Genomic DNA, 20,581 nt, shown 5'->3' on the forward strand with positions numbered 1-20,581 from the left:
GAGCGGATCGTCTACATCCGGACTCTGGTGTCGGGCAAGAAGGGCGCCGACGCTGGTCGTTCCATCGACACCGTGGCCAACACTGGCCAGTACCTGTAACAAGCGACTTGGTGGGCCTGCCGGACATCCCCGGCAGGCCCTTCTTTCTGCTTGGCGGCCGTCGGCTTACCAACAGGCGCGGAACCTGCTCTGTCCAGCTCTGTAAAGGGGAGTGGTGGGATCGCGTGGGCTCTAGTCGGTGTGCAGGACTGTCGTCGTGTCCGTAGGGGGACCTGTGGGATGTGCGGTGAGGGTTTTCTACGCCTGAGGAATGGCTTTGTGCTGAAGGCTTCTCACATCGGTGGTTTCATTGCTATGCGAGACGACTCTGTCCTGATGCTCCATGCCTGTTGGGCCAAATTTTCTTATTGGGGAGCTTGGTCTTCTTTTCGGAAGTGAATGAAATTGGTGCTGCACGCTGGTAAAGTTGCAGGTCGTTTAGGGTGCTCCCCGCGCATGCGGGGATGGTCCATTCCGGATGAGGCCAGAGCGGCGGTTCTATTTGTGCTCCCCGCGCATGCGGGGATGGTCCTTCCCGGGGGCCACTGCCACACGCTATGCCGGAGTGCTCCCCGCGCATGCGGGGATGGTCCCGGGGCCTCCTACCGGTGGCGGGTGAAAACCTGGTGCTCCCCGCGCATGCGGGGATGGTCCCCCGACTACGGATCCAACCCCGACCCGTGGCAGTGCTCCCCGCGCATGCGGGGATGGTCCCGTCCTGCCCCCTACTCGACCGTCACTCTCCACTGGCCGCAGCACCATCTGCTCGCCCAGGCCCTACACCCTGAACCGGTCGTTGCCATGGCGTATTCACCGGCCCTCGTGCCTCGCCAAGCATGTAAAAAAGTTGAACTCCCGGGAAATTCAGGGGTTCAGCCCGGATTCGGGTTAGAGCAGGATCGGCCATTCCCGACCTTGATAGGTGAGCCGGGCGCCGTCAGGGTCGATGATGACCTGACATTGGTGCCGTGCTGGTTGGCCGAGTTGTTCCCATGTGCTGTGGGCGGCTTCTATCTCATCCCATAGGTGGCGCCGTCCGCCTTGGACGACACGCCCATCAGGGGTGAGATAGCACCAGGAGTCTTCGGTGAGCAGCCAGTGGCGCGGAGGCCCGTCGTCGTGGATGGTCCCCAAGGAGACGGCGTCAGGCACGACAAGGGCAGCAAACCACGCCCATGGTTCCCCGCTTGTGCCCGTGGTGAGGCTGGTGGTTCGTGCCGTGCCACCTTCATCCGCGGCTGCTTGGTGGCGGTGGAGCAGTTGCACGGCGTCCGCAGGTGGCGTGTTCCGGGCCGGCATGAACCCGCCGTAGGCGTCAAGCACCTGGCCGCGCGCGAGACTGCCGCCGGTTGCGGTGAGTCGTAGCATCAGTCCAGCGGGAAGATGGCCACGCCACACTGGGACCACCAACACCCCGCCTTGCCGAGTTTGCTCTATCAGCTTCCACGGCAGGGAGGTCAGTGCACAGGTGACGATCACTCGGTCATAGGGGGCGCCTGGGGGATACCCATCTGCACCATCTCCCACGTGCACGATGGGCCGGTAGCCGACTTCTGCGAGCCGCTGTTGGGCCTGTTCAGCCAGTACGGGGTCTACTTCGACAGTGACCACGTGCTGGTCGCCAAGCCGGTGGCAGAGCAGTGCGGCGTTGTATCCGGTTCCTGTGCCCACTTCCAGTACCCGCACACCGTCGGTCACATCGAGGGCTTCCAGCATGACCGCCATGAGCCCAGGCGCTGAGCTGGAGGAGGTGGGCTGTCCTTGGATGGGTTCCCCATCCTTGGGGGTGGGGAAGGTCCCGTTGATTTGGGTGGTCCACCCCTCGTCTTGGTAGGCCAGCTCTTCAGGGGTGGAGGCGAGAGTAAACCCGCCGTCGGGGTGTGGCTGGTAGATGTGGGGCAGGAACAGGTGCCGGGGGATCGAAGCGAAGGCCTTAATCCAGGCGGGGTCCCGCAGCTTGCCGTCGTGTGCCAGCTTGTCGGCTAGCGCACGCGGCGATGAGGTGTGCTGTGTGGTCATCAGCCCTAGTCTTTTTCCACGTCGCTCTGCCCCGGCTTCTGGCCGTCGGGATAGGTGACTCTCATGGTGCCGGCTCTTTCGATTTTCGCGCACGGCTGGCCGTCTGCCACCACGAGGACCTGCTGGTCGGGGTCATACTTGGTGTCGCTGAGGGGGACAGGGATAGGCGTGGGCTGTACGCCGTACCGCATTCCGAACGGGCGCCACTCGGTGACTTGGTCGTTTCTGTTCTCGTCCCTGCCAAGCGGGAAGGCGTCGGTGACCGCTGTCGACATTAGTTTTCCTTCCTTGTGAGAGCGTCAGCGATTGCGTCGCTGATCGGTTGTCCGGTGTGCTCCTCGATCCACCCGTACTGGCCATTGGGGTTGACCTCCAGAAAGTGCCATCGGCCGTCCGGGGAGACGATAAAGTCCAGGGCCGCGTAGCGCAGATGTAGACGGCGTAGTAGGTCACGCGCCCCTGTTAGAACACGCTGTGGCACGGTGGGAATGCTGTAGGTTAGCGCATCGTAGTCGGATCGCCAGTCGATACGAGCCGCGTCCGAGTGGGCGTGGATGGCCGCGGGAAACGCCTTGCCATCCACCATGGTGAGACGCACCTCGAACTCTTTATCCAGCCGTTGCTGGAACATATGAGCAGTGCGGCCGATGGCAGGATCACCCCACTGGTCTGGGGTGATCGGGGTGGTGAAGACGACATACGTGTCGCCGTTTTCCAACCACGAGGGGGCGCTAAGCGGTTTGTAGACGACGTCGCCGACCCGCGCACACCACCCCTTGGCTTGTTTAGGGTCGTTGGTGATCAGGGTTCGGGGCACGTTCAACCCTGCTTGCACCGCGTGGTGGAGCTGGTAGGGCTTGTATTCGGCGCGGCCGATCGCTGAAGGGTGGTTGATCCAGCCGGTCAGGCTGTTGATGATTCCACCGAAGCCGCGGCGGGCCTCAGTGGCCGCGAACTCGTACTCGGCTTGACTCATCTGGGCGGGTAGGCGGAATTTCCTGGGCCTGCGATACCAGATGCCGGTCACCGTGGACAGGTCGAGAATGCGGTGCGGGGTGGTAAGTGTGCCTGTCCATCCGTTGCCACCGATTTCGGAGTGCAGCACCACCTGTTGGGGGAAATCGGCTGGGTCCAAGCGGACGACGGGTACGCCACGCTCGGTGAGCCGCAGGATTACGTCGTCAGCGGTGATGTCAAACGGGTTGGTGAGGATGAGAACGGTCATGGCTCAGCCCTCCCGGTGGAGGGCATGGTGTTGAAGGCCATACTCAGCAGGGTGGCGCTTTCCTCTGACATGACTGTCCACTGTTTGGCCAGCGTGCTGATCAGCCACATGCCACGGCCATGTTCAGCCAGAGGGCCACTGCCGTCCACGACGTGAGGGCGGCTACTGGGGGTGAGCGGGCCCTCATCCTGCACCTCCACGTAGAGAGGACAGCCGGGCAGGTTGTGTAGGCGAAGGATGACCTCGCCGAGATTTCCGCCTTCTCGTGGCAGGCTGCTGCGGGAGTATCGGATGGCGTTGGTGACCGCTTCCGATACGCACAGGGTTACGGTCTCGGTCACGTCTTCGGGATACCCGTCGAGAATGCGGGACACCCATGCCCGTGCGGCGGCAACACTGTGGAGACAGGCGGGCAGACGTTTTTCTGCGTGCATGGTTCTCCCTCGGGGACTGCCTCAGCCTCCGTCTCAAGCCGGGCAGTCTTGCATTGCAGGGGGCTAGTCGGCGTGCTTGCTGCGCTGGGTCAGGTAGGCGCGGATGTAGACGGTGAGCTTGGCGGTGAGCTGGGTGTCGGCCTGTTCCGGTGGGGTGGCGACGTTCAGGTGCACGTCGGGAACACGCCCGCGTAGGGCGGCCTCGAGATAGTTGAGGTCGGGGGCGACCACAGGTCCATGAATGAGGTGGTCTCTATGCACCCAGACGCGGAACACCCCTTCATGGGGCACCCATACGCAAAACGAGCCAGGGTTTCGAGCTTCGAAATGGGCCGCGGACTGTTCTGGCTGGTCAGGCCAAACATGCCGAGGATGGGATCGGTTACGTGAAAGTGGCCTCCGGCGCGGAGGAGACCCTTTAGCGTTCAAGATCATGGTTGCCTACCCCTACGGGGCTAGAGGGCTGCACAGCCCAAGCCCATGCGGATGAATGCTTACTGTCATAATGCGATGCACATCTTTAGAAAATCAAGATGCGAATATCATGTGACCGATATGTCGGCTTCCTTGCCGTGGCTTATGATCACGCCAGGCAGGAGGAGGTGACCCGCATGGCCGGAAGGTACAGCCCCAGCGCGCGCCGCAGGCGGCTGTCAGCGCTGCTGCGGAAAATGCGCGAAGAACGCGGACTGACGATTGACGAGGTCAGCCGCAGACTTGACTGGCCCTCCGGGAAGCTGTCACGCATGGAGCGCAACGAATGGAAACGCCCGTCCCCGCGTGACATGCAGGACCTCGCCGAGGTGTATGAGCTGTCCCCGGAAATGCGGGAAGCGGTCATTAACCTTGCCCGAGAGTCCCGTGTGCGCGGCTGGTGGGTGGAATACCGGGATGTGCTCCGTGGCGGCCTTGCGGACTTCGAGGCTGGGGCGAGCATGATCCGTACCTACGAGGCGCTGCTCATCCCGGGCCTGCTGCAAACCCCAGACTATGCGGCGGCCGTCATGAGAAGCGGCCGCGTCATGGACGGCGACGACATTACCCGGAAGGTCGCCGGGCGGATGCGCCGCCAGCAAGTGCTAGAAGGGGACGATCCCCTGTACTTGTGGGCGCTCATTGATGAAGCCGCGCTGCGTAAGCAGGTGGGCGGCCGGGAAGTGATGACCGCTCAGATCCAGCGCCTTATCGATATGGCAGCTCGGCCGAATGTTGACATTCAGGTGGTGCGAGACAGCTTCGGCGCTCACGCGGCGATCGATGGCAGTTTCATGATCCTAGATTTCCAGGACCCAGCAGATCCACCGATGGTGTACCTGGAAACCGCCACCGACGATCTGTATCTGGAAGACCCAAAGGTCGTCCAACGGTATGTGGGGATTTTCGGGCACACATGTAGTGCCGCGGAGACCCCGCAAAGGTCGGTGGCCTACCTGAAAAACCTCATCGCGTAAGGCGGGAGAACATGCATTCACCCAACGTACAGTGGCGCAAGTCCTCCTACAGCGGTTCAGGCGACAACTGCGTCGAGGTGGCCGAGACTCCCGAGGCTGTCGTCTTCGTTCGTGACACCCAGAACCGTCACCTCGGGTACTTGAAATTCAGCGCGCAGGAGTGGACTGCGTTTCTTCACACCCTGAAAGCAGGCCAGGTCTGATCTTGTAGGCGTGGAAAAGCCCCCGAGATCAGCATCTCGGGGGCTCTTTGCATTCAACCACGGATGAGTGTACCGATTTGTGTCGTCTCTTGGCAGGTGTTTTTCGACCCTCCTGCTCTGGCGCCTTGAGCAGGGATTTCTTTGTGGCTCTGTAAACCCCGAAAATTTTTTTGGTCTGTACCCCGGCGTTTTCGCCTTTCCGGACCTGTAACCCTCTGTAGATGGTCAAGGTCAAGGAAAGGGTGCATGCCTGTGAGGGCGCTGGTCCGCAGTAGAACTTGGGGGTCTTTAATCCTCTCCGTGGTGGTTGTTGTTCGCGCTGTGCTGTGTTCTTCTGGCGGCGGCGTGGACTGGTGCGCCCACGCCGCCGGGGGTTTCTGCACACAACTCCCAGGACTGATGGGTTATAACAAGATCTAAGAAGATTCCTCTATCATGTTAGAGGAGTATTGGGGAGGTGAATGTGGAAACCTGTGTGGCAGCTGTGGGATGGGAAACTCACCCCATGGCTACGTCACGCACTCCACGCCGCCCCAACACGCTCGGCCCCACCGGGCTACAGGTCGCCGCGAACATTCGGCGTATCCGACAGTTGCGCGGCCTGTCCACTACCGAGATGGCCCGCCGTCTCACCGAGCGGGGTAGACCGATCACCGCTGTGGCGATCACCAACGTGGAACACGGTCGGCGTCGGGTGGACGTAGACGACTTGGTCGCGTTTGCCGCTGTCCTGGACGTGTCCCCCTCGGCGTTGCTTCTTCCTCCCACGGCTGTGGGCTGGGTGGAGGTGACCGGGGTGGGGGTCGTGGCCGCGCATGATGCCTGGCGGTGGTTGGACGGCCAGTGGCCGTTGGGTGCGCCCCGTGACCCTGAGCAGCTTCGTAGGAGGTTGATGGACTTCTTCCTCATGTCTCGCCCCGAGGGGATTCCGCCGTACCACGACGTGGACCGTGTCGTGGAGTGGATGCGGGACTTCGGCGAGACGCCGTTTGAGCGGGATAACGAGGTCCCACCGGAGTGACGAGGAGGAAGAAGCATGTCTGAACAGGTGAAGCAGACGGGAACGTTGGGGGGTCCAATCGGCTGGTCACCCCTCAGGAGCTGGCTGACTGGCTGCACGTGCCGGTGAAGACGGTATACGACCGGTGGCGGCAGTGGGGGCTGCGTCCGTACAAGATTGGCAGGCACCTGCGCTGGCTGGAACGTGACGTGCTCGCCTGGTTGGAGAGACAGCGGGCCGCGGCTTGACTCGGTAGGACCTTGGTATCCGATCCACCCCTCGGAGGAAGCCTTGGCGTCCTTGTACAAGCGCTGCAAATGTGCGGCTGGTGTCGACGATGAGAAGAAGAGGCTCCGGATCTGGAAACGTTGCCCCCATTCGGTGACCGTGCAGTGGAGACCCGGCGGCCGCGGGTCGCGGATGCAGACCGTGAGTTTTTCTGCGAAGGCCTACAACGGTGACCAGTGGGGGCGGCGGAGCGTTGGGCCAAGCAGGTGGAGGCGAAGAAGGCGATCCACGAGGTCGTCATCGCGCCGAGGGGCAGCGGCGCAGTTTCCGGGAGGCCGCGGAAGAGTTCTTGCGTACCCGGGTCGGGAACCGGAGTACGACCGCCCACTACGGGTACAGTCTGCGCAACCACGTGTACGGTTTCGAAGTTGCGGCGGGAGTCGCGTTCGGGGACCTGGCGGACGTCGAGGTGTCCCGAGAGCACGTGAAATCGTTGGTGCGTCACCTCACCGACCGGTTCGCGCCGAACACGGTGGCGAGCATTTTCATCGCGGTCGCCGCGGTGTTCACCGATCTGCGGAAGTCGGGGGTAATCGAACGGAGCCCATGCGCAAACGTACCGCTGCCTGAGCACGTGGAGTCCTGCGTGTTCGTGCCGGTCACGTTGCAGCAGTTGGACACGTTGGCGAGCCGCCTGCACGGGCCGTGGCAGATCGCCCCCTACTTGGGGCATGCTGCGGGGTTGCGGATCGGTGAGGCGTTGGCGGTCCGTCTCGACCAGTTGGTGGAGGGCGAGGAGGGGTGGGTGCTGCGGATCACCCGACAGGTGTTGGGGGCGCAGCGGTTGGCGCCGCTGAAGCACAGGCGGGCTGACCAGTTCCGGGAGGTGCCGGTGCCGGAGTTCCTGTACCAGCGGATTATGGAGCATGCGGAGCGGTGGTCGATCCCGGAGGATGGTTTCCTGTGCCCGGGGAGGTCAGCTCCGTATGTTCATCGGCCGTCGTTCTATGAGGATTTCCGGGACGGGGTGGGGCCGCGGAATTGCCGGACGAATTCACTTTCCATTGGTTGCGGCACGACTTCGCGTCGCGGTGTATCAGTGGGGGGATGCCGCTTCCACAGGTGTCGCGGATTCTGGGGCATGCCAGCACGGCGACTACGGAGCGTGTCTACTGGCACATGTTGCGGGGGTCGGTGTCGGCGGCCCGCCGGGTGTTGGATGAGGGGTATCGGAAACTCGGTTACACGCCTGGTGTCAGCGTGTCAGCAATGTGATGGCATGGTGTCGGTGCTCGAAGTGTTGACCTGCGGAAAATGGGTTGAGTGAGCGGATCGTCTACATCCGGACTCTGGTGTCGGGCAAGAAGGGCGCCGACGCTGGTCGTTCCATCGACACCGTGGCCAACACTGGCCAGTACCTGTAACAAGCGACTTGGTGGGCCTGCCGGACATCCCCGGCAGGCCCTTCTTTCTGCTTGGCGGCCGTCGGCTTACCAACAGGCGCGGAACCTGCTCTGTCCAGCTCTGTAAAGGGGAGTGGTGGGATCGCGTGGGCTCTAGTCGGTGTGCAGGACTGTCGTCGTGTCCGTAGGGGGACCTGTGGGATGTGCGGTGAGGGTTTTCTACGCCTGAGGAATGGCTTTGTGCTGAAGGCTTCTCACATCGGTGGTTTCATTGCTATGCGAGACGACTCTGTCCTGATGCTCCATGCCTGTTGGGCCAAATTTTCTTATTGGGGAGCTTGGTCTTCTTTTCGGAAGTGAATGAAATTGGTGCTGCACGCTGGTAAAGTTGCAGGTCGTTTAGGGTGCTCCCCGCGCATGCGGGGATGGTCCATTCCGGATGAGGCCAGAGCGGCGGTTCTATTTGTGCTCCCCGCGCATGCGGGGATGGTCCTCGAGGCCCCGGCTGCGGAAACGTCGCACTCGGGTGCTCCCCGCGCATGCGGGGATGGTCCTTCCCTGCAGGGCATAAGAGCGAGGGGAGTCATGTGCTCCCCGCGCATGCGGGGATGGTCCTGATCATCGGGTCAGAGTCGTCCGGTGTGGGGCGTGCTCCCCGCGCATGCGGGAATATATAAGGATTGCTGTACAGCTGGCTCGTTAGAATTGAGCTGATCAGAGATGGATCAACTGTCTTTTTCTCGATGTCGGTGACACCGTCAGAGATTATCCCTTCAACCATCCATGGTTGAGGGGGCGCTTCCCGCTGGGCACTACCGTGGTAGTGGGTTGATCTTCCGTATCAGCTGTATGGCGAACAGTCCTCCTGTATGCGGTTTTGAAGAACCGCGCACAAGTCTCTAGCTGCGCGTAGCTTTGAGATGTCCATGCCCTGTGTGGTTTCCATGAATTTCCGGTTTTTCGTGTCCATGAAGGCTCTTTGTAGGCTCTAATCAGCGAGAAATGTTCTGGCGGTCCAGTGTGCTGTTGGGGGTAGATTGGATTTTTGGTGGTTTGATGAAGATGATTTAAAATTGAATAAAATTACAAGTATTTTGCGATTTTTATTTTCTGATTCAAGGGGAAGGGGTGGTGGAAGATCTTCGTTTTAGGTTTTGCACTTTCGTATTGATTTGTGGATTTCGGTAGCTTGCGGCCAGAGGGCGTGCAGGGAGGGATGTCACGTTCTCGGGTCGAAAGCCGATATTGAGACGATTCTGCTCGCTGGTAGTCCTGGGGCTTCTCGCTAAGAAAGCGCCGATGCTGGCGGGAACCATCGGTCGGACGACCCAAAACCCTGGGTCCCGCCCTCGCGAATCGAGCTCGGAAGTGAGGACTGGCCGTCACCGTGGCGTACGGGGCGAACTCGGCTGTTCGAGCACAATTCGGCGGGTCATGCATCAAAGCGTGTCTCGGTGGATACCCTTCACAACATGACTGTGCGGCGGATTATGGGCATCGAGACTGAGTACGGGATCTCCGTGCCAGGAAACCCCGGTGCCAACGCGATGGTGACCTCGACCCAGGTGGTCAACGCCTACCTGACGGCTTCGGCCGCGCGGGCGCGCAGAGCTCGCTGGGATTTCGAGGAGGAGAACCCGTTGCGCGACGCGCGCGGCTTCGACCTGGCGCGCGAGGCGGCTGATCCGAGCCAACTCACCGACGAAGACTTGGGGTTGGCCAACGTCATCCTCACCAACGGGGCGCGGTTCTACGTCGACCACGCCCACCCCGAGTACTCTGCCCCCGAGGCCACCAATCCCCGTGACGCAGTCCTGTGGGACAAGGCGGGGGAGCGGATCGTGGCGGATGCGGCCCGGCGCGCTTCGATGCTCCCCTCCGCGGAGCCCATCCAGTTGTACAAGAACAACACTGACAACAAGGGCTCCTCGTACGGCTGTCACGAGAACTACCTGATGCGCCGGTCCACCCCGTTCTCGGAGATCGTGCAGCACCTCATCCCGTTCTTCGTCTCCCGTCAGGTGGTGTGCGGGGCGGGCCGGGTGGGGATCGGTATCGACGCACGCGACGCCGGGTTCCAGATCAGCCAGCGCGCCGACTTCTTCGAAGTCGAAGTGGGCCTGGAAACCACGTTGAAACGGCCCATCATCAACACGCGCGACGAGCCGCACGCCGACCCTGACAAGTACCGGAGGCTGCACGTCATCATCGGCGACGCGAACATGAGCGAGATCTCCACTTATTTGAAGCTGGGGACCACCTCGATCGTGTTGTCGATGATCGAAGACGGCTTCCTCACCAACGACCTGTCGTTGGAGACGCCAGTCGCCGACCTGCGGGCCATTTCGCACGACCCCAGCCTCACCCACCAGGTGCGGCTGCGTGACGGACGGCAGATGACTGCGCTGCAGCTCCAAGGCGAATACTTGGAGCAGGCCCGCAAATACGTGGAGGACCGCTACGGCACCGACGTCGACCCGGACACTGCCGACGTGCTCGACCGGTGGGAAACGGTGCTGACGACCCTCGCCGACGACCCGATGAAACTGGCCGACCAGCTCGACTGGGTGGCCAAGCTCAAGCTTCTGGAAAACTACCGGGCCCGCGACGGCCTGGCGTGGGACCACCCCCGCCTGCAGATGATCGACCTGCAGTACACCGACGTGCGCGAGGACAAAGGCTTGTACAACCGGCTGGTGGCGCGCGGCCGCATGCAGCGGCTCCTCGACGAGTCGGAAGTGCAGCGGGCCGTCACCGAGCCTCCCGCTGACACGCGCGCCTACTTCCGGGGCCGCTGCCTGGCCAAGTACTCCGACTCGGTGGCCGCAGCATCGTGGGACTCGGTCATCTTCGACATTCCCGGCTACGACTCGCTGCAGCGGGTCCCCACCATGGAGCCGCAGCGCGGCACCCGGGAGCACGTGGGTGAACTGCTGGACCGTTGTGAAACCGCTGCGGACTTGGTGGCCGCGTTGACGGGCAAACGCTGAGGCCTGGGTGCTCCCGGCCTGGATCCCCTACGGGCCGGGAGCACTGCCCGCATCCAATGCGAGGGCCGCCCACAGTTCCAGGCGGTGCCGGGGCACGTCCAAGGAACGGCCCATGACTCGTTCCGCGGTGCGCAGCCGGGCGCGCAGCGTGTTGCGGTGCACGCCCAAGGCGCGGGCGGTGGCTTCGATCCCGCAGTTGTGCTCCAGGTAGGAGCGGAGCGTGGCCACGAGTTCGGTGCCGTTGCGCGCGTCGTGCTCGCGGAGCGCGCCCAGCACGGTTTGCTGGAATTCTTCGGATGCTTCCGCGGGAAGGGAGTCGCGCAGCAGCGACCATGCTTCGGTGTCTGCGGCGTGCCGGTAGCCGGGACCGGAAGCGGCGATGCGGCGGGCGCGGTTCGCCGCATCAGCGAGGTACGCCGAGCCGCGGGCCTGGCATGCTCCCGCAGCACGCGGGCCTTCCGGACGTGCCGCCAAATCAGTGAAGAGGAGTTCACCCAGGCGGGGGCGGGTCCGTGATTCGGGGAGCACGACGAGGACCCCGTCGTCGAGCGCGCACAGCGCGGCCCGGTCGAGGGCTGGGCCGCTGCCCATGACGTCGGCGAGCGCGTCAACAACCTGGTCGACCAACGTGTCAGGGCGGTCGGTGGCCAGGTGCACTACTTCGAACGGGGGCGGCGGGAGCGTCAGGAGCCGGGCCGCGGACGCTCCGGCGGTGCGGTCGGTGACGAGGAGGCGCAGCAGCGGGGCGCGGGCATGGTGGTGCAGGCGCCGCGCGTCCCGGGACCGCAGCAGGTGCATGGTCAGCAGGGATGCAGCGTGGTTGGTGAGCATCCGGGTGGGGGCGGAGGCGGGGGAGGAGCAGCGCAGCGCCAGCCAGCCGAGGGTGCTGCCGCCAGCGCGCAGGTTTTGCAGGAGGATGGTGGCGTCCCCGTCGGCGAGGATCGACATGCCGCGCGGCCGGTCCCCGTCGAGGACGACCGCGGACCGCACCGTGCTGTGCCAGGGGTGTTCGCCACCGGGGACAGAGTGCGTGGTCAACCCGTTCTGGTCGAGGAGAAGGGCTTCCCCGGCGACTGCTTTGGCGAGTTCCGTGACCACACCGGGCAGACCCGTGCGCAGGGCGGAGCGGACCATGGCGTCCTGGGCGGTGAGCATTTTGCCTTGCAGGCGGAGCTGCTCGGTGGCGTAGTGTTCGGCGACCGCTTCCACGATCGCGATGAACGGGGTGTTGCCTTCCACGGACAGCAGCGGCATGTTGCGCTGTTCTGCCTCGTCCACCATGGCCGGCGGGATTTCGGTCAGCCACGTGTCAAGGGCGAAGCCGAGTCCGGCGCATCCCGCGGTGTCGAGCCGGGCGACGTAGGCGCGCTGTTCTGCTTCCGTGGCGCCGACGTTTAACCCCACGGTCAGCACGAGTTCTCCACCGCGGAGCCACCGCACCGGGTCGTGGAGTTCGGTGACGTGGGCCCAGCGCACGGTGCGGTCCAGTCCGCCGTGGCCGGCGCGGATCCGGATTTCCAGGTCAGGTCGGGCGGTCAAAGCGCGCATAGTGAGCGGTCTGCCGCCCGCAAACTGTGCGTACTGCACATTAGTCACGGTTTTGACTATACGAATCGTCTTTCACGGTTCCCTATGGGGGAGTCTAACGTCACATTGTTCCTATTTACGCAGGTCATCGTGGAGTTCAGGCAGTTTACCGGCACCTCCACGAGGAGGCGTCTGAAGAGACCCGCACGGAGCCATCATGAGTAAGCAGAGTCCCCCAACGACCAGCAGTCCGCTACGTGCCGCGATCGCGTCGTTCGTCGGTACCACCATCGAGTGGTTCGACTTTTACATCTACGCCACCGCTGCCAGCCTCATCTTTGCTACCGCGTTCTTCCCAGAGGACACGGATCCTCTCGTGGGACTCATGGCTTCTTTCGCCACGTTCGCGGTGGGCTTCTTCGCCCGTCCGCTGGGCGGCATCATTTTCGGCCACTACGGTGACCGGGTGGGCCGCAAGTCCGCGCTGGTCACCACGCTGGTCATGATGGGTACCGCGACGTTTTTGGTCGGGTTGCTGCCCACGTACAAGCAGATCGGGTTCGTTGCTCCGCTGCTGCTGGTGGTGCTGCGCTTCGTGCAGGGCATCGCCGTGGGCGGCGAGTGGGGCGGCGCGGTGCTGATCTCCGTGGAGCACGCGCCCGAGAACAAGAAGACGTTCTACGGATCTTTTGCCCAGCTCGGTAACCCCGCGGGTGCGCTGCTGGCCACCGGGTCCTTCAGCCTGATCGCTGCCGTGGGCAACGATTTCCTCTACTCGTGGGGGTGGCGCCTGCCGTTCCTCGCCTCCATCGTGCTTGTGGCGGTGGGGTTGATGATCCGCCTCAAGGTGGAGGAGTCCCCGGTCTTCACCGCGGTTCAGGAGAAGGCCCCCAAGGAGCTGCCGCTGCGCGCCGCGCTGCAGGGTTCGTGGAAGCCGCTGCTGCTCGGCATCGGTGTGCTTCCGGTGGCGGTCGGCGGCTACTACGTCGTCACCACTTTCCTGCAGAGCTACGGGGTGACGGAAGTCGGCGTGAGCGAGCAGGTCATCCTCAACGGCCTGTCGGTCGCGGCTTTCGTGGAACTGGTCGCGACCCTCGGCGTGTCCTGGCTGGGTGACCGCTTCGGCACGGTCCGCGTGGTGGTGCTGGGCTTGATCGGTGTGATCATCCTGGCGGTGCCGCAGTTCCTCGTCTTGGAGACGGGCAGCACGGCGCTGATCTTCCTGGCACTGGCTCTGATGCGCCTGGTGATGGCCGCGACCTACGGCCCGATCGCCCGGGTGCTGGCCCAGATGTACCCGCCGGAGGCCCGCTACACCAGCGTCTCGCTGGCCTACCAGGTGGCCGGGGCGATCTTCGGTGGCCTGTCCCCGCTGGTCTGCACCGCGCTGTACGCAGCGACCGGAACCATCTACTCGGTTGCGGGCCTGCTCATCCTCATGGCCCTGGTGAGCATCGCCTGCCTGGTCAAGGCGCCCCGCTACCGCGACAGCGACGTGCTCGCTGCTGCTGAAGCCTGACCCGTTGGACCCTGTCTGGTTGTGCCGCATTGGCGGCGCACCCTGTGACACCGATGACGAAGGAGTCGAGCTGTGTCCGCTCTGCTGATCCGCAACGCCACCGTGATCACCATGGACGAGGCGAACCCGCGTGCTGCAGCGCTGGCCGTCCGGGACGGCCGGATCCTGCTCGCGGGAACTGAGGAGGCGGCTCGGGCCGCGGTGGGTCCCGGCGCGGTGGAGATTGATGCGGGCGGGCGCACGGTTCTGCCGGGGTTTATCGACCCGCACAACCACCTGCTGTCCACCGCAGAGTCGCTGGCGGCGCTCGACGCCCGCTATCCGACGGTGACGAGTGTCGCCGACCTGGTCGCGGCGGTGGCGGCCGCGGCGGAGCGCACCCCGCCGGGGCAGTGGATCCGCGCGTTCGGGATGGACGACGCCAAATACCCGGAGGGCCGTCCCACCCGGCGCGTGCTGGACGAGGCCACCACCGAGCATCCGGTGATCATCTACCACGTTTCCGGGCACCAGGCGGTGGTCAACTCTGCCGCGCTCGCGCAGAGCGGGGTCACCGATGACGTCACCGACCCGCCTGGTGGGGCGTTCCTGCGGGACGAGGCGGGCCGCCTGACCGGGATGGTGGTGGATTCGGCGATGGAGCTGCTGCTGCCGCTGGCGGTGGACATCGGCTGCCACGGGCCGAACTTCCACACCGACCTGCCCGCTGAGCAGTTGCTGGGCTGGCTGCAGGATGCCGCGGACACGTATCTCGCCGCCGGGGTGACCACGGTGTGCGACCCGCAGGTTTCCGCGCGGGAGCTGCGGGTCTACCGGGCAGCGCACGCGGCGGGGACTCTGCCGGTGCGGACCTTCGGGCTGCCGTTGTCCCACCAGTTGGACGCGTTCCACTCTGTGGGGCTGGCGGCGCCGTTCGGCGACGACTGGCTGCGTCTGACCGGGATGAAGTTCTACTCGGACGGCACTCTGCTGGGCGGCACGGCCCGGTTCAGCGTGCCGTACGGGGAGCACGGCGAGTTCACCGGCAGCATGTACCACGAGCCCGAGGAGCTGGTGGACTTGGTGCGGCGCGCGGCCGAGCAGGGCTGGCAGGTCGCCATCCACACGCAGGGCGACTGGGCGATGGAGCAGACCCTGGCCGCGATCGACGCGGCGGTCAAAGTGGCCGGGCCTGACCCGCGGCCGCGGATCGAGCACTGCGGCTACCCGACGCCTGAGCAGACGCGGCGGTTCACCGACTACGGGGTGATCCCGGTGAACCAGCCAAACTTCCTCTACGACAGCGGCGGCGACTTCCTGCGCCGCTTGGGGGAGCGGGCGCACCGGCTGCAGCCTATGCGGGAGGAGCTGGACTTGGGGCTGCGTCCGGTGCTGTCGAGTGACTCGTTCGTGTCCAGCCTGCGTCCGATGGACACGGTCGCCAACGCGGTCCGCCGCACCACCCGCGAGGGTGTGGAGATCGGCGCCGACCAGGCGATCAGCGTGCACGAGGCGCTGCGCGCCCACACGTGGGACGCGGCGTATGCGCTGGGCGTGGAGGACCGGCTGGGCGCGTTGAAGCCGGGCTATCTCGCAGACGTGGTGGTGTTGGACCGCGACATTGAAGCCATCCCCACCGAGGAGCTCAGCGACGTGAACGCGTGGCTGACCGTGCTGGACGGTCGAATCGCCTACCGGGCGGAAGAGCAGTAACCACAGTGCTGCACTGGTGGGGGCCGCGGGTCGGCCCCCACCTTTTTTCGTGGGGGGAGGGCCCGCCTCAGTTGCGGGCGGACTCCAGGTAGGCAGCGAACTCTTCGAGCGAGATCAGCCCGTCGCCGTCGGAGTCGATGCTGCGCACGGCCTCTTCGGCCTGGTCGAGGGTGATCGGCGAGCCCAGCACTTCCATGAGCCGCCCCAGTTCCCGCGCGGAGATGCGCTGGTCTCCGTCGCTGTCGACCAGGTTGAACGTTGCCGCGTACTCGTTGGTGTCGGCCACCGCCGTCCCCTTTCCGGACGTTGCGCTGTGTGGGTGAGCGCGATACGTGGACGACCGGTACCCTACAGCGGCCTGGCCCCGGGCGAGCACGGCAGGACAAGGCGAGAAATCCGGCCCTATTTTTCTGTTTTCCCAGGCGATACGGTGTGCATTGTGGCTGTTCAAACGTGTGTACGTGTGCCGCAGTGGGTAACGTGCGCGAAACGACGCTCTGCGTAAGGGTTGAGTTGGGCGTCAAGTGGCCAAGATAGAGGCGAGAGCTCGAACACAGGGAGGAGCCTCCACATGGCGACGAAGGAAACCGGGGGTCAGAAGCACGCAACCCGACGCAACCAGGAGGTTGAAGAGATCGAGGTGACCACGGAGACCTCGGTGCGCAACGAGAAGCTGGCCGAGGACGTGGACGACATCCTCGACGAGATTGACGAGGTGCTGGAGAGCAACGCAGAAGACTTCGTCCGGCAGTTCGTGCAGAAAGGCGGCGAGTAGTCCCGCACCGTACCCCAGGCGTCGATGCCGTCCCCAGGCGGAAGTTCGCTGAAAGAGAAGTCACCGTCGGCGGGTACCTCCGTCTTCTGAGCTGTCAGTAGGGTCACAGCAAGGCAAACGAACAAGTCCGCGGTGCCCCGTCCACGTGGACGGGGCACCTCCGAAGGGAGTCGCGTGTCTGAAGCGTTCATGGGTAGTGGACGGCTGCCCGCCGCGTTCATGAGTCCGGGGCCCACGTCGTTCGTCGACTTCCTCCGTCAGGTGAGTCCCGACCGGCTGCCCAATTTCGCCAACCTTCCCTCCGACAGCTCCCCCGCCCACTTGACTCCCGAAGCCACGACGATCGTGGCTGTTGTCTTTTCCGGCGGTGTCGTGCTCGCGGGCGACCGTAGAGCCACGTCCGGCAATGTGATCGCCAACCGGGATATGGACAAGCTGTTCCGCACCGACGAGTTCTCTGCGGTCGGTATTGCGGGATCGGCCGGAATCGGTATTGAACTGGCCAAGCTCTTCCAGGTGGAACTGGAGCACTACGAGAAGCGGGAAGGGCGCCCGCTGTCGCTGGAAGGCAAAGCCAACCGGCTGGCCACCATGATCCGCTCCAACCTGGGGCTGGCCATGCAGGGGTTTGTGGTGGTCCCGCTGCTCGTGGGCTACGACACGTCCCGCGGAGAAGGCCGCATTTTCAGCTACGACCCGGTGGGCGGCTGCTACGAGGAGCACCGCTACCACGCCATCGGGTCCGGTTCGGTCTACGCCAAAGGGGCTTTGAAGAAGCTGTACCGCGATGACCTTGCCGAGACCGACGCTGCACTGGTTGCGCTGCAGGCACTCTACGACGCGGCCGACGACGACTCCGCCACGGGTGGTCCTGACCTGCACCGCAAGATCTACCCGCTGGTCGACGTCATTACCGAGGACGGCCACCGTCGGATGTCGCACGAGGAAGTCGAATCGTTGGCGCAGACGGTGGTAGCCGCCCGCGCTGAACACCCCGACGGACCCACCGCCCCGGTGAGCTGACCCTGTCATCCGTGCTCTTCGACCAGTAAAGGAAACTACGCCGGTGTCGATGCCGTTCTACGTCTCGCCCGAACAGATCATGAAGGACAAGGCGGACTACGCGCGAAAAGGGATCGCGCGGGGCCGCAGCGCCGTCGTACTGCAATACGAGGGCGGCATCCTGTTCGTGGCGGACAACGTGTCCCGGACGCTGCACAAGATCAGCGAACTCTACGACCGGGTGGCGTTTGCCGCGGTCGGCCGCTACAACGAGTTCGAGAATCTGCGCCTTGCCGGTGTCCGCTTCGCCGACATGCACGGCTACACCTACGACCGCAGCGACGTCACAGGCCAGATGCTGGCCAACGCGTACGCCCAGACCCTCGGCGCGGTCTTCACGGAGAGCAGCAAGCCCTGGGAAGTCGAGATTGTCGTCGCGGAAGTCGGTGACTCCCCCGACTCCGACCAGATCTACCGGATTACTTTCGACGGTTCCGTGGTCGACGAACGCGACTTCCTGGCGATGGGCGGCTCCGCCGAGCGGGTGACTGCGGCGCTGCGGGAACGGTACGTCAAGAACATGTCCCTGACCGACGCGCTGCGGGTCGCGGTGCACGGTCTGGCGCACGAAAACGGTGAACGACGCGAGCTGAAAGCCAGCAGCCTGGAGGTGGCGGTGCTGGAACGTTCGCGGCCGCACCGTAAGTTCCGTCGCATCCAGGGGGAACGGTTGGCCCGGATGCTCCAGGAGGCGCGCGAGGCCGAGGAGGCGGCTGAAGCGCAGTCCTCTGAAGACGGCGGCGCCACTGACTGAGTGTGATTCGGCAGGCGCCGCGGGCCGCGGGTCCGCGGCGCCGCGGATGAAGAAGGACGGGTGAGGCCGCGTGGAACGCCGCATCTTCGGTCTGGAGAACGAGTACGGGGTCACCTGCACGTTCCGGGGGCAGCGCCGGCTGTCACCGGACGAAGTGGCCCGCTATCTGTTCCGCCGTGTGGTGTCGTGGGGGCGCAGTTCCAACGTGTTCCTCCGCAACGGCGCGCGGCTCTACCTGGACGTGGGCTCCCATCCGGAGTACGCCACCCCCGAGTGCGACAACCTGCTCGACCTGGTAGCCCACGACAAGGCCGGGGAACGCATCCTGGAAGGGCTGCAGATCGACGCCGAGCAGCGGCTGCGCGAGGAGGGGATCGCCGGGGACATCTACCTGTTCAAGAACAACACGGACTCGGCCGGCAACTCCTACGGCTGCCATGAGAACTACCTGGTGGCGCGGCACGGGGAGTTCGGGAAGCTCGCCGATGTCCTCATTCCCTTCCTGGTGACCCGCCAGATCATCTGCGGGGCGGGTAAAGTCCTGCAGACTCCGCGCGGCGCGCTGTACTGCGTCAGTCAGCGCGCCGAACACATTTGGGAGGGTGTGTCGTCGGCGACGACCCGGTCCCGTCCGATTATCAACACGCGTGACGAGCCGCACGCGGACGCGGAGCGGTTCCGGCGACTGCACGTGATCGTGGGCGACTCCAACATGAGCGAGACCACGACGCTGCTCAAGCTCGCCTCCACCGACTTGGTGTTGCGCATGATCGAAGCGAATGTGCCCATGCGCGACTTCACGTTGGAGAACCCGATCCGGGCGATCCGCGAGATCAGCCACGATATGACGGGCCGCCGCAAGGTCCGCCTGGCCAACGGTCGGGAGGCCAGCGCGTTGGAGATCCAGCGCGAATACTTGGAGCGGGTGCAGAGCTTTGTGGACCGCACCGGCACTGACGCGACCGGTAAGCGCGTTTTGGAGTTGTGGCAGCGCACCCTGGAGGCGGTGGAGAGCGGCAACTTGGACTTGGTGGCGCGGGAGATCGACTGGGTCGCCAAGTACAAGCTGCTGGAACGCTACCGGGCCAAGCACGGGTTGAGCCTCTCGTCCCCCCGGGTGGCCCAGCTCGACTTGACCTACCACGACATTCACCGGGACCGCGGCCTGTTCTACCTGCTCCAGCAGCGCGGGCAGATGGAGCGGGTGGTCAGCGACCTGCGGATTTTCGAAGCGAAGTCGGTGCCGCCGCAGACGACGCGGGCCCGGCTGCGCGGCGAGTTCATTAAGAAAGCCCAGGAGAAGCGGCGGGACTTCACCGTGGACTGGGTGCATCTCAAGCTCAACGACCAGGCGCAGCGCACCGTGTTGTGCAAGGACCCGTTCAAGGCGGTGGATGAACGGGTGGAGAAGCTCATCGCTGGCATGTGAGTGGTGATGCCGGGCTGCGGCGGGGAGCGGGAGCGTTTCTCCCCGCCGCAGCCCAGGCAGTTGTGCGCTGCGCTTCTGCCGTCGGGTGCGGCAGCCGGCTACGGTTCGCTGACACCGCAGCGGTCGACGACGTGGCGCAGCAGGTCTTCAGCGAGCTGGTCGAAGTGGGCGCGCATCGCGTCCCGGGCTGCGGCAGGGGAGCCGGCGGCGATTCCGGACAGGATCCGGCGGTGGTGGCTTTGGGCGCGGACCCGGATGTGGGCGATGGTTGCGGTCCGGGCGTGCAGGTGCAGCAGTAGCCGGTCCACGGGGGCGCAGATCGCTGGGATGAACACGTTGCCGCAGGACCGCACGATGGTTTCGTGGAAGGCGGTTTCAGCGCGGGCGAACGTGGAGGCGTCGTCCGCGGCGATGGCTTTGTCCATCTCCGCGACGTGTGTGGTCAACAGGGCGAGGTCGGCGTCGCTGCGGCGTTGGGCGCAGAGTTCGGCGGCTCCGGCTTCCAGGATGCGCCGTACTTCCAGCAGTCCGAGTGCTGCGGCGCCTGCCCCGCTGCGGCGTTGCGCCATGCGCAGGATGAGTTCCAGGTCAGTCCAGTGCTCGGGTGCGTTGACGTAGGTTCCCCGACCGCGTTTGACCCGGACGATGTTCTTGGTCCGCAACACTTTGACCGCCTCGCGGACGGTCAGACGGCTGACGTCGGCTGCTGCGGCGATCTCGGCTTCCGAGGGCAGGGCCTCGTCCACGGCGAGTTCACCGCGCACCACCTGGTCGAGCAGGCGGTCGGCCAGGCGGTCGGCCAGACTCTCACTCCCCATGCGCGGATACCTC

Annotated in this window: 20 protein-coding genes and 2 CRISPR repeat arrays; of the genes, 12 read left to right on the forward strand and 8 right to left on the reverse strand. The window is 64.5% G+C overall.

What is annotated here, in order from left to right:
* The first annotated feature begins 482 nt into the window (after positions 1–482).
* A CRISPR array of direct repeats spans positions 483–753; the repeat unit is 28 nt; unit sequence GTGCTCCCCGCGCATGCGGGGATGGTCC.
* Between the two features lie 174 nt (positions 754–927).
* From tgmC to CW348_RS04225, 5 genes are all read right to left on the reverse strand, one after another.
* Positions 928–2,058, reverse strand: coding sequence for an ATP-grasp peptide maturase system methyltransferase (tgmC, locus tag CW348_RS04205; RefSeq protein ID WP_011292232.1), 1,131 nt, complete (start codon positions 2,056–2,058; stop codon positions 928–930).
* Positions 2,059–2,063: 5 nt separating this feature from the next.
* Complete coding sequence (gene tgmA, locus CW348_RS04210; protein WP_011292231.1) at positions 2,064–2,333, reverse strand: putative ATP-grasp-modified RiPP; 270 nt, start codon at positions 2,331–2,333, stop codon at positions 2,064–2,066.
* Positions 2,333–3,283, reverse strand: a complete 951-nt coding sequence (gene tgmB / locus CW348_RS04215; RefSeq protein ID WP_011292230.1) for an ATP-grasp ribosomal peptide maturase — start codon at positions 3,281–3,283, stop codon at positions 2,333–2,335. The genes tgmA and tgmB overlap by 1 nt, the downstream gene beginning before the upstream one ends.
* Entirely contained in the window at positions 3,280–3,717 is a 438-nt protein-coding gene (locus CW348_RS04220) for an ATP-binding protein (protein WP_011292229.1), read from the reverse strand. Before CW348_RS04220 ends, tgmB begins: the two co-directional genes overlap by 4 nt.
* 63 nt (positions 3,718–3,780) lie before the next feature.
* A complete protein-coding gene (locus CW348_RS04225) occupies positions 3,781–3,948 on the reverse strand; it encodes a hypothetical protein (protein WP_227480885.1) in 168 nt (55 codons plus the stop codon).
* A gap of 341 nt (positions 3,949–4,289) precedes the next feature.
* Between CW348_RS04225 and CW348_RS04230 the strand changes: the two genes are divergently transcribed.
* From CW348_RS04230 to dop, 6 genes are all read left to right on the forward strand, one after another.
* On the forward strand, positions 4,290–5,168 hold the full coding sequence (locus tag CW348_RS04230) for a helix-turn-helix transcriptional regulator (protein WP_287462870.1): 879 nt from the start codon (positions 4,290–4,292) through the stop codon (positions 5,166–5,168).
* Between the two features lie 11 nt (positions 5,169–5,179).
* Positions 5,180–5,371: a DUF397 domain-containing protein gene (locus CW348_RS04235; protein WP_011292226.1), complete on the forward strand. Its 192-nt coding sequence runs from the start codon at positions 5,180–5,182 to the stop codon at positions 5,369–5,371.
* Positions 5,372–5,876: 505 nt separating this feature from the next.
* Positions 5,877–6,392: a helix-turn-helix domain-containing protein gene (locus CW348_RS04240; RefSeq protein WP_104613129.1), complete on the forward strand. Its 516-nt coding sequence runs from the start codon at positions 5,877–5,879 to the stop codon at positions 6,390–6,392.
* 104 nt (positions 6,393–6,496) lie between these two features.
* The gene (locus CW348_RS04245) at positions 6,497–6,619 is read left to right on the forward strand and encodes a helix-turn-helix domain-containing protein (RefSeq protein ID WP_258076937.1); all 123 of its coding nucleotides are present in this window, start codon (positions 6,497–6,499) and stop codon (positions 6,617–6,619) included.
* Between the two features lie 1,021 nt (positions 6,620–7,640).
* Positions 7,641–7,874, forward strand: coding sequence for a tyrosine-type recombinase/integrase (locus CW348_RS15925; RefSeq protein ID WP_081430418.1), 234 nt, complete (start codon positions 7,641–7,643; stop codon positions 7,872–7,874).
* 532 nt (positions 7,875–8,406) lie between these two features.
* Positions 8,407–8,678: a CRISPR direct-repeat array (repeat unit 28 nt; unit sequence GTGCTCCCCGCGCATGCGGGGATGGTCC).
* Between the two features lie 796 nt (positions 8,679–9,474).
* Complete coding sequence (dop, locus tag CW348_RS04250) at positions 9,475–10,992, forward strand: depupylase/deamidase Dop (RefSeq protein WP_016188833.1); 1,518 nt, start codon at positions 9,475–9,477, stop codon at positions 10,990–10,992.
* Positions 10,993–11,019: 27 nt separating this feature from the next.
* Here dop and CW348_RS04255 read toward each other — a convergent pair whose 3' ends face one another.
* Positions 11,020–12,540: a PucR family transcriptional regulator gene (locus tag CW348_RS04255; protein WP_041428090.1), complete on the reverse strand. Its 1,521-nt coding sequence runs from the start codon at positions 12,538–12,540 to the stop codon at positions 11,020–11,022.
* A 196-nt stretch (positions 12,541–12,736) separates the two neighbouring features.
* Between CW348_RS04255 and CW348_RS04260 the strand changes: the two genes are divergently transcribed.
* Positions 12,737–14,038 carry an MFS transporter gene (locus tag CW348_RS04260; RefSeq protein WP_011292220.1) on the forward strand — a complete coding sequence of 434 codons (1,302 nt, stop codon included), beginning with the start codon at positions 12,737–12,739 and terminating at the stop codon, positions 14,036–14,038.
* Positions 14,039–14,110: 72 nt separating this feature from the next.
* Positions 14,111–15,730: an amidohydrolase gene (locus tag CW348_RS04265; RefSeq protein ID WP_104612954.1), complete on the forward strand. Its 1,620-nt coding sequence runs from the start codon at positions 14,111–14,113 to the stop codon at positions 15,728–15,730.
* Between the two features lie 67 nt (positions 15,731–15,797).
* Here the strand turns inward: CW348_RS04265 and CW348_RS04270 are convergent, their stop codons facing one another.
* Complete coding sequence (locus tag CW348_RS04270; protein WP_016188830.1) at positions 15,798–16,016, reverse strand: EF-hand domain-containing protein; 219 nt, start codon at positions 16,014–16,016, stop codon at positions 15,798–15,800.
* A 285-nt stretch (positions 16,017–16,301) separates the two neighbouring features.
* On the opposite strand from CW348_RS04270, the gene CW348_RS04275 reads away from it, so the two are divergent.
* The 4 genes from CW348_RS04275 (at position 16,302) to pafA (ending at position 19,750) form a co-directional block, all read left to right on the forward strand.
* On the forward strand, positions 16,302–16,505 hold the full coding sequence (locus CW348_RS04275) for a ubiquitin-like protein Pup (RefSeq protein ID WP_011292217.1): 204 nt from the start codon (positions 16,302–16,304) through the stop codon (positions 16,503–16,505).
* Positions 16,506–16,679: 174 nt separating this feature from the next.
* On the forward strand, positions 16,680–17,528 hold the full coding sequence (gene prcB, locus CW348_RS04280) for a proteasome subunit beta (RefSeq protein ID WP_011292216.1): 849 nt from the start codon (positions 16,680–16,682) through the stop codon (positions 17,526–17,528).
* 49 nt (positions 17,529–17,577) lie between these two features.
* Positions 17,578–18,321, forward strand: coding sequence for a proteasome subunit alpha (gene prcA / locus CW348_RS04285; protein WP_016188829.1), 744 nt, complete (start codon positions 17,578–17,580; stop codon positions 18,319–18,321).
* A 70-nt stretch (positions 18,322–18,391) separates the two neighbouring features.
* Positions 18,392–19,750 carry a Pup--protein ligase gene (gene pafA / locus CW348_RS04290; protein WP_011292214.1) on the forward strand — a complete coding sequence of 453 codons (1,359 nt, stop codon included), beginning with the start codon at positions 18,392–18,394 and terminating at the stop codon, positions 19,748–19,750.
* A 98-nt stretch (positions 19,751–19,848) separates the two neighbouring features.
* On the opposite strand, the gene CW348_RS04295 is transcribed toward pafA, so the two are convergent.
* The gene (locus tag CW348_RS04295; RefSeq protein WP_011292213.1) at positions 19,849–20,568 is read right to left on the reverse strand and encodes a FadR/GntR family transcriptional regulator; all 720 of its coding nucleotides are present in this window, start codon (positions 20,566–20,568) and stop codon (positions 19,849–19,851) included.
* Positions 20,569–20,581 lie beyond the last annotated feature (13 nt).

The organism is Thermobifida sp. (genome assembly GCF_017577275.1).
GTDB classification, from domain to species: domain Bacteria; phylum Actinomycetota; class Actinomycetes; order Streptosporangiales; family Streptosporangiaceae; genus Thermobifida; species Thermobifida fusca.

Excerpts from the sequence above, each read along its gene's own strand:
- tgmC (WP_011292232.1), bottom strand. The coding sequence starts at position 2,058 with ATGACCACACAGCACACCTCATCGCCGCGTGCGCTAGCCGACAAGCTG.
- tgmA (WP_011292231.1), bottom strand. The coding sequence starts at position 2,333 with ATGTCGACAGCGGTCACCGACGCCTTCCCGCTTGGCAGGGACGAGAAC.
- tgmB (WP_011292230.1), bottom strand. The coding sequence starts at position 3,283 with ATGACCGTTCTCATCCTCACCAACCCGTTTGACATCACCGCTGACGAC.
- CW348_RS04220 (WP_011292229.1), bottom strand. The coding sequence starts at position 3,717 with ATGCACGCAGAAAAACGTCTGCCCGCCTGTCTCCACAGTGTTGCCGCC.
- CW348_RS04235 (WP_011292226.1), top strand. The coding sequence starts at position 5,180 with ATGCATTCACCCAACGTACAGTGGCGCAAGTCCTCCTACAGCGGTTCA.
- CW348_RS04240 (WP_104613129.1), top strand. The coding sequence starts at position 5,877 with ATGGCTACGTCACGCACTCCACGCCGCCCCAACACGCTCGGCCCCACC.
- dop (WP_016188833.1), top strand. The coding sequence starts at position 9,475 with ATGACTGTGCGGCGGATTATGGGCATCGAGACTGAGTACGGGATCTCC.
- CW348_RS04255 (WP_041428090.1), bottom strand. The coding sequence starts at position 12,540 with ATGCGCGCTTTGACCGCCCGACCTGACCTGGAAATCCGGATCCGCGCC.
- CW348_RS04260 (WP_011292220.1), top strand. The coding sequence starts at position 12,737 with ATGAGTAAGCAGAGTCCCCCAACGACCAGCAGTCCGCTACGTGCCGCG.
- CW348_RS04275 (WP_011292217.1), top strand. The coding sequence starts at position 16,302 with ATGGCGACGAAGGAAACCGGGGGTCAGAAGCACGCAACCCGACGCAAC.
- prcA (WP_016188829.1), top strand. The coding sequence starts at position 17,578 with ATGCCGTTCTACGTCTCGCCCGAACAGATCATGAAGGACAAGGCGGAC.
- CW348_RS04295 (WP_011292213.1), bottom strand. The coding sequence starts at position 20,568 with ATGGGGAGTGAGAGTCTGGCCGACCGCCTGGCCGACCGCCTGCTCGAC.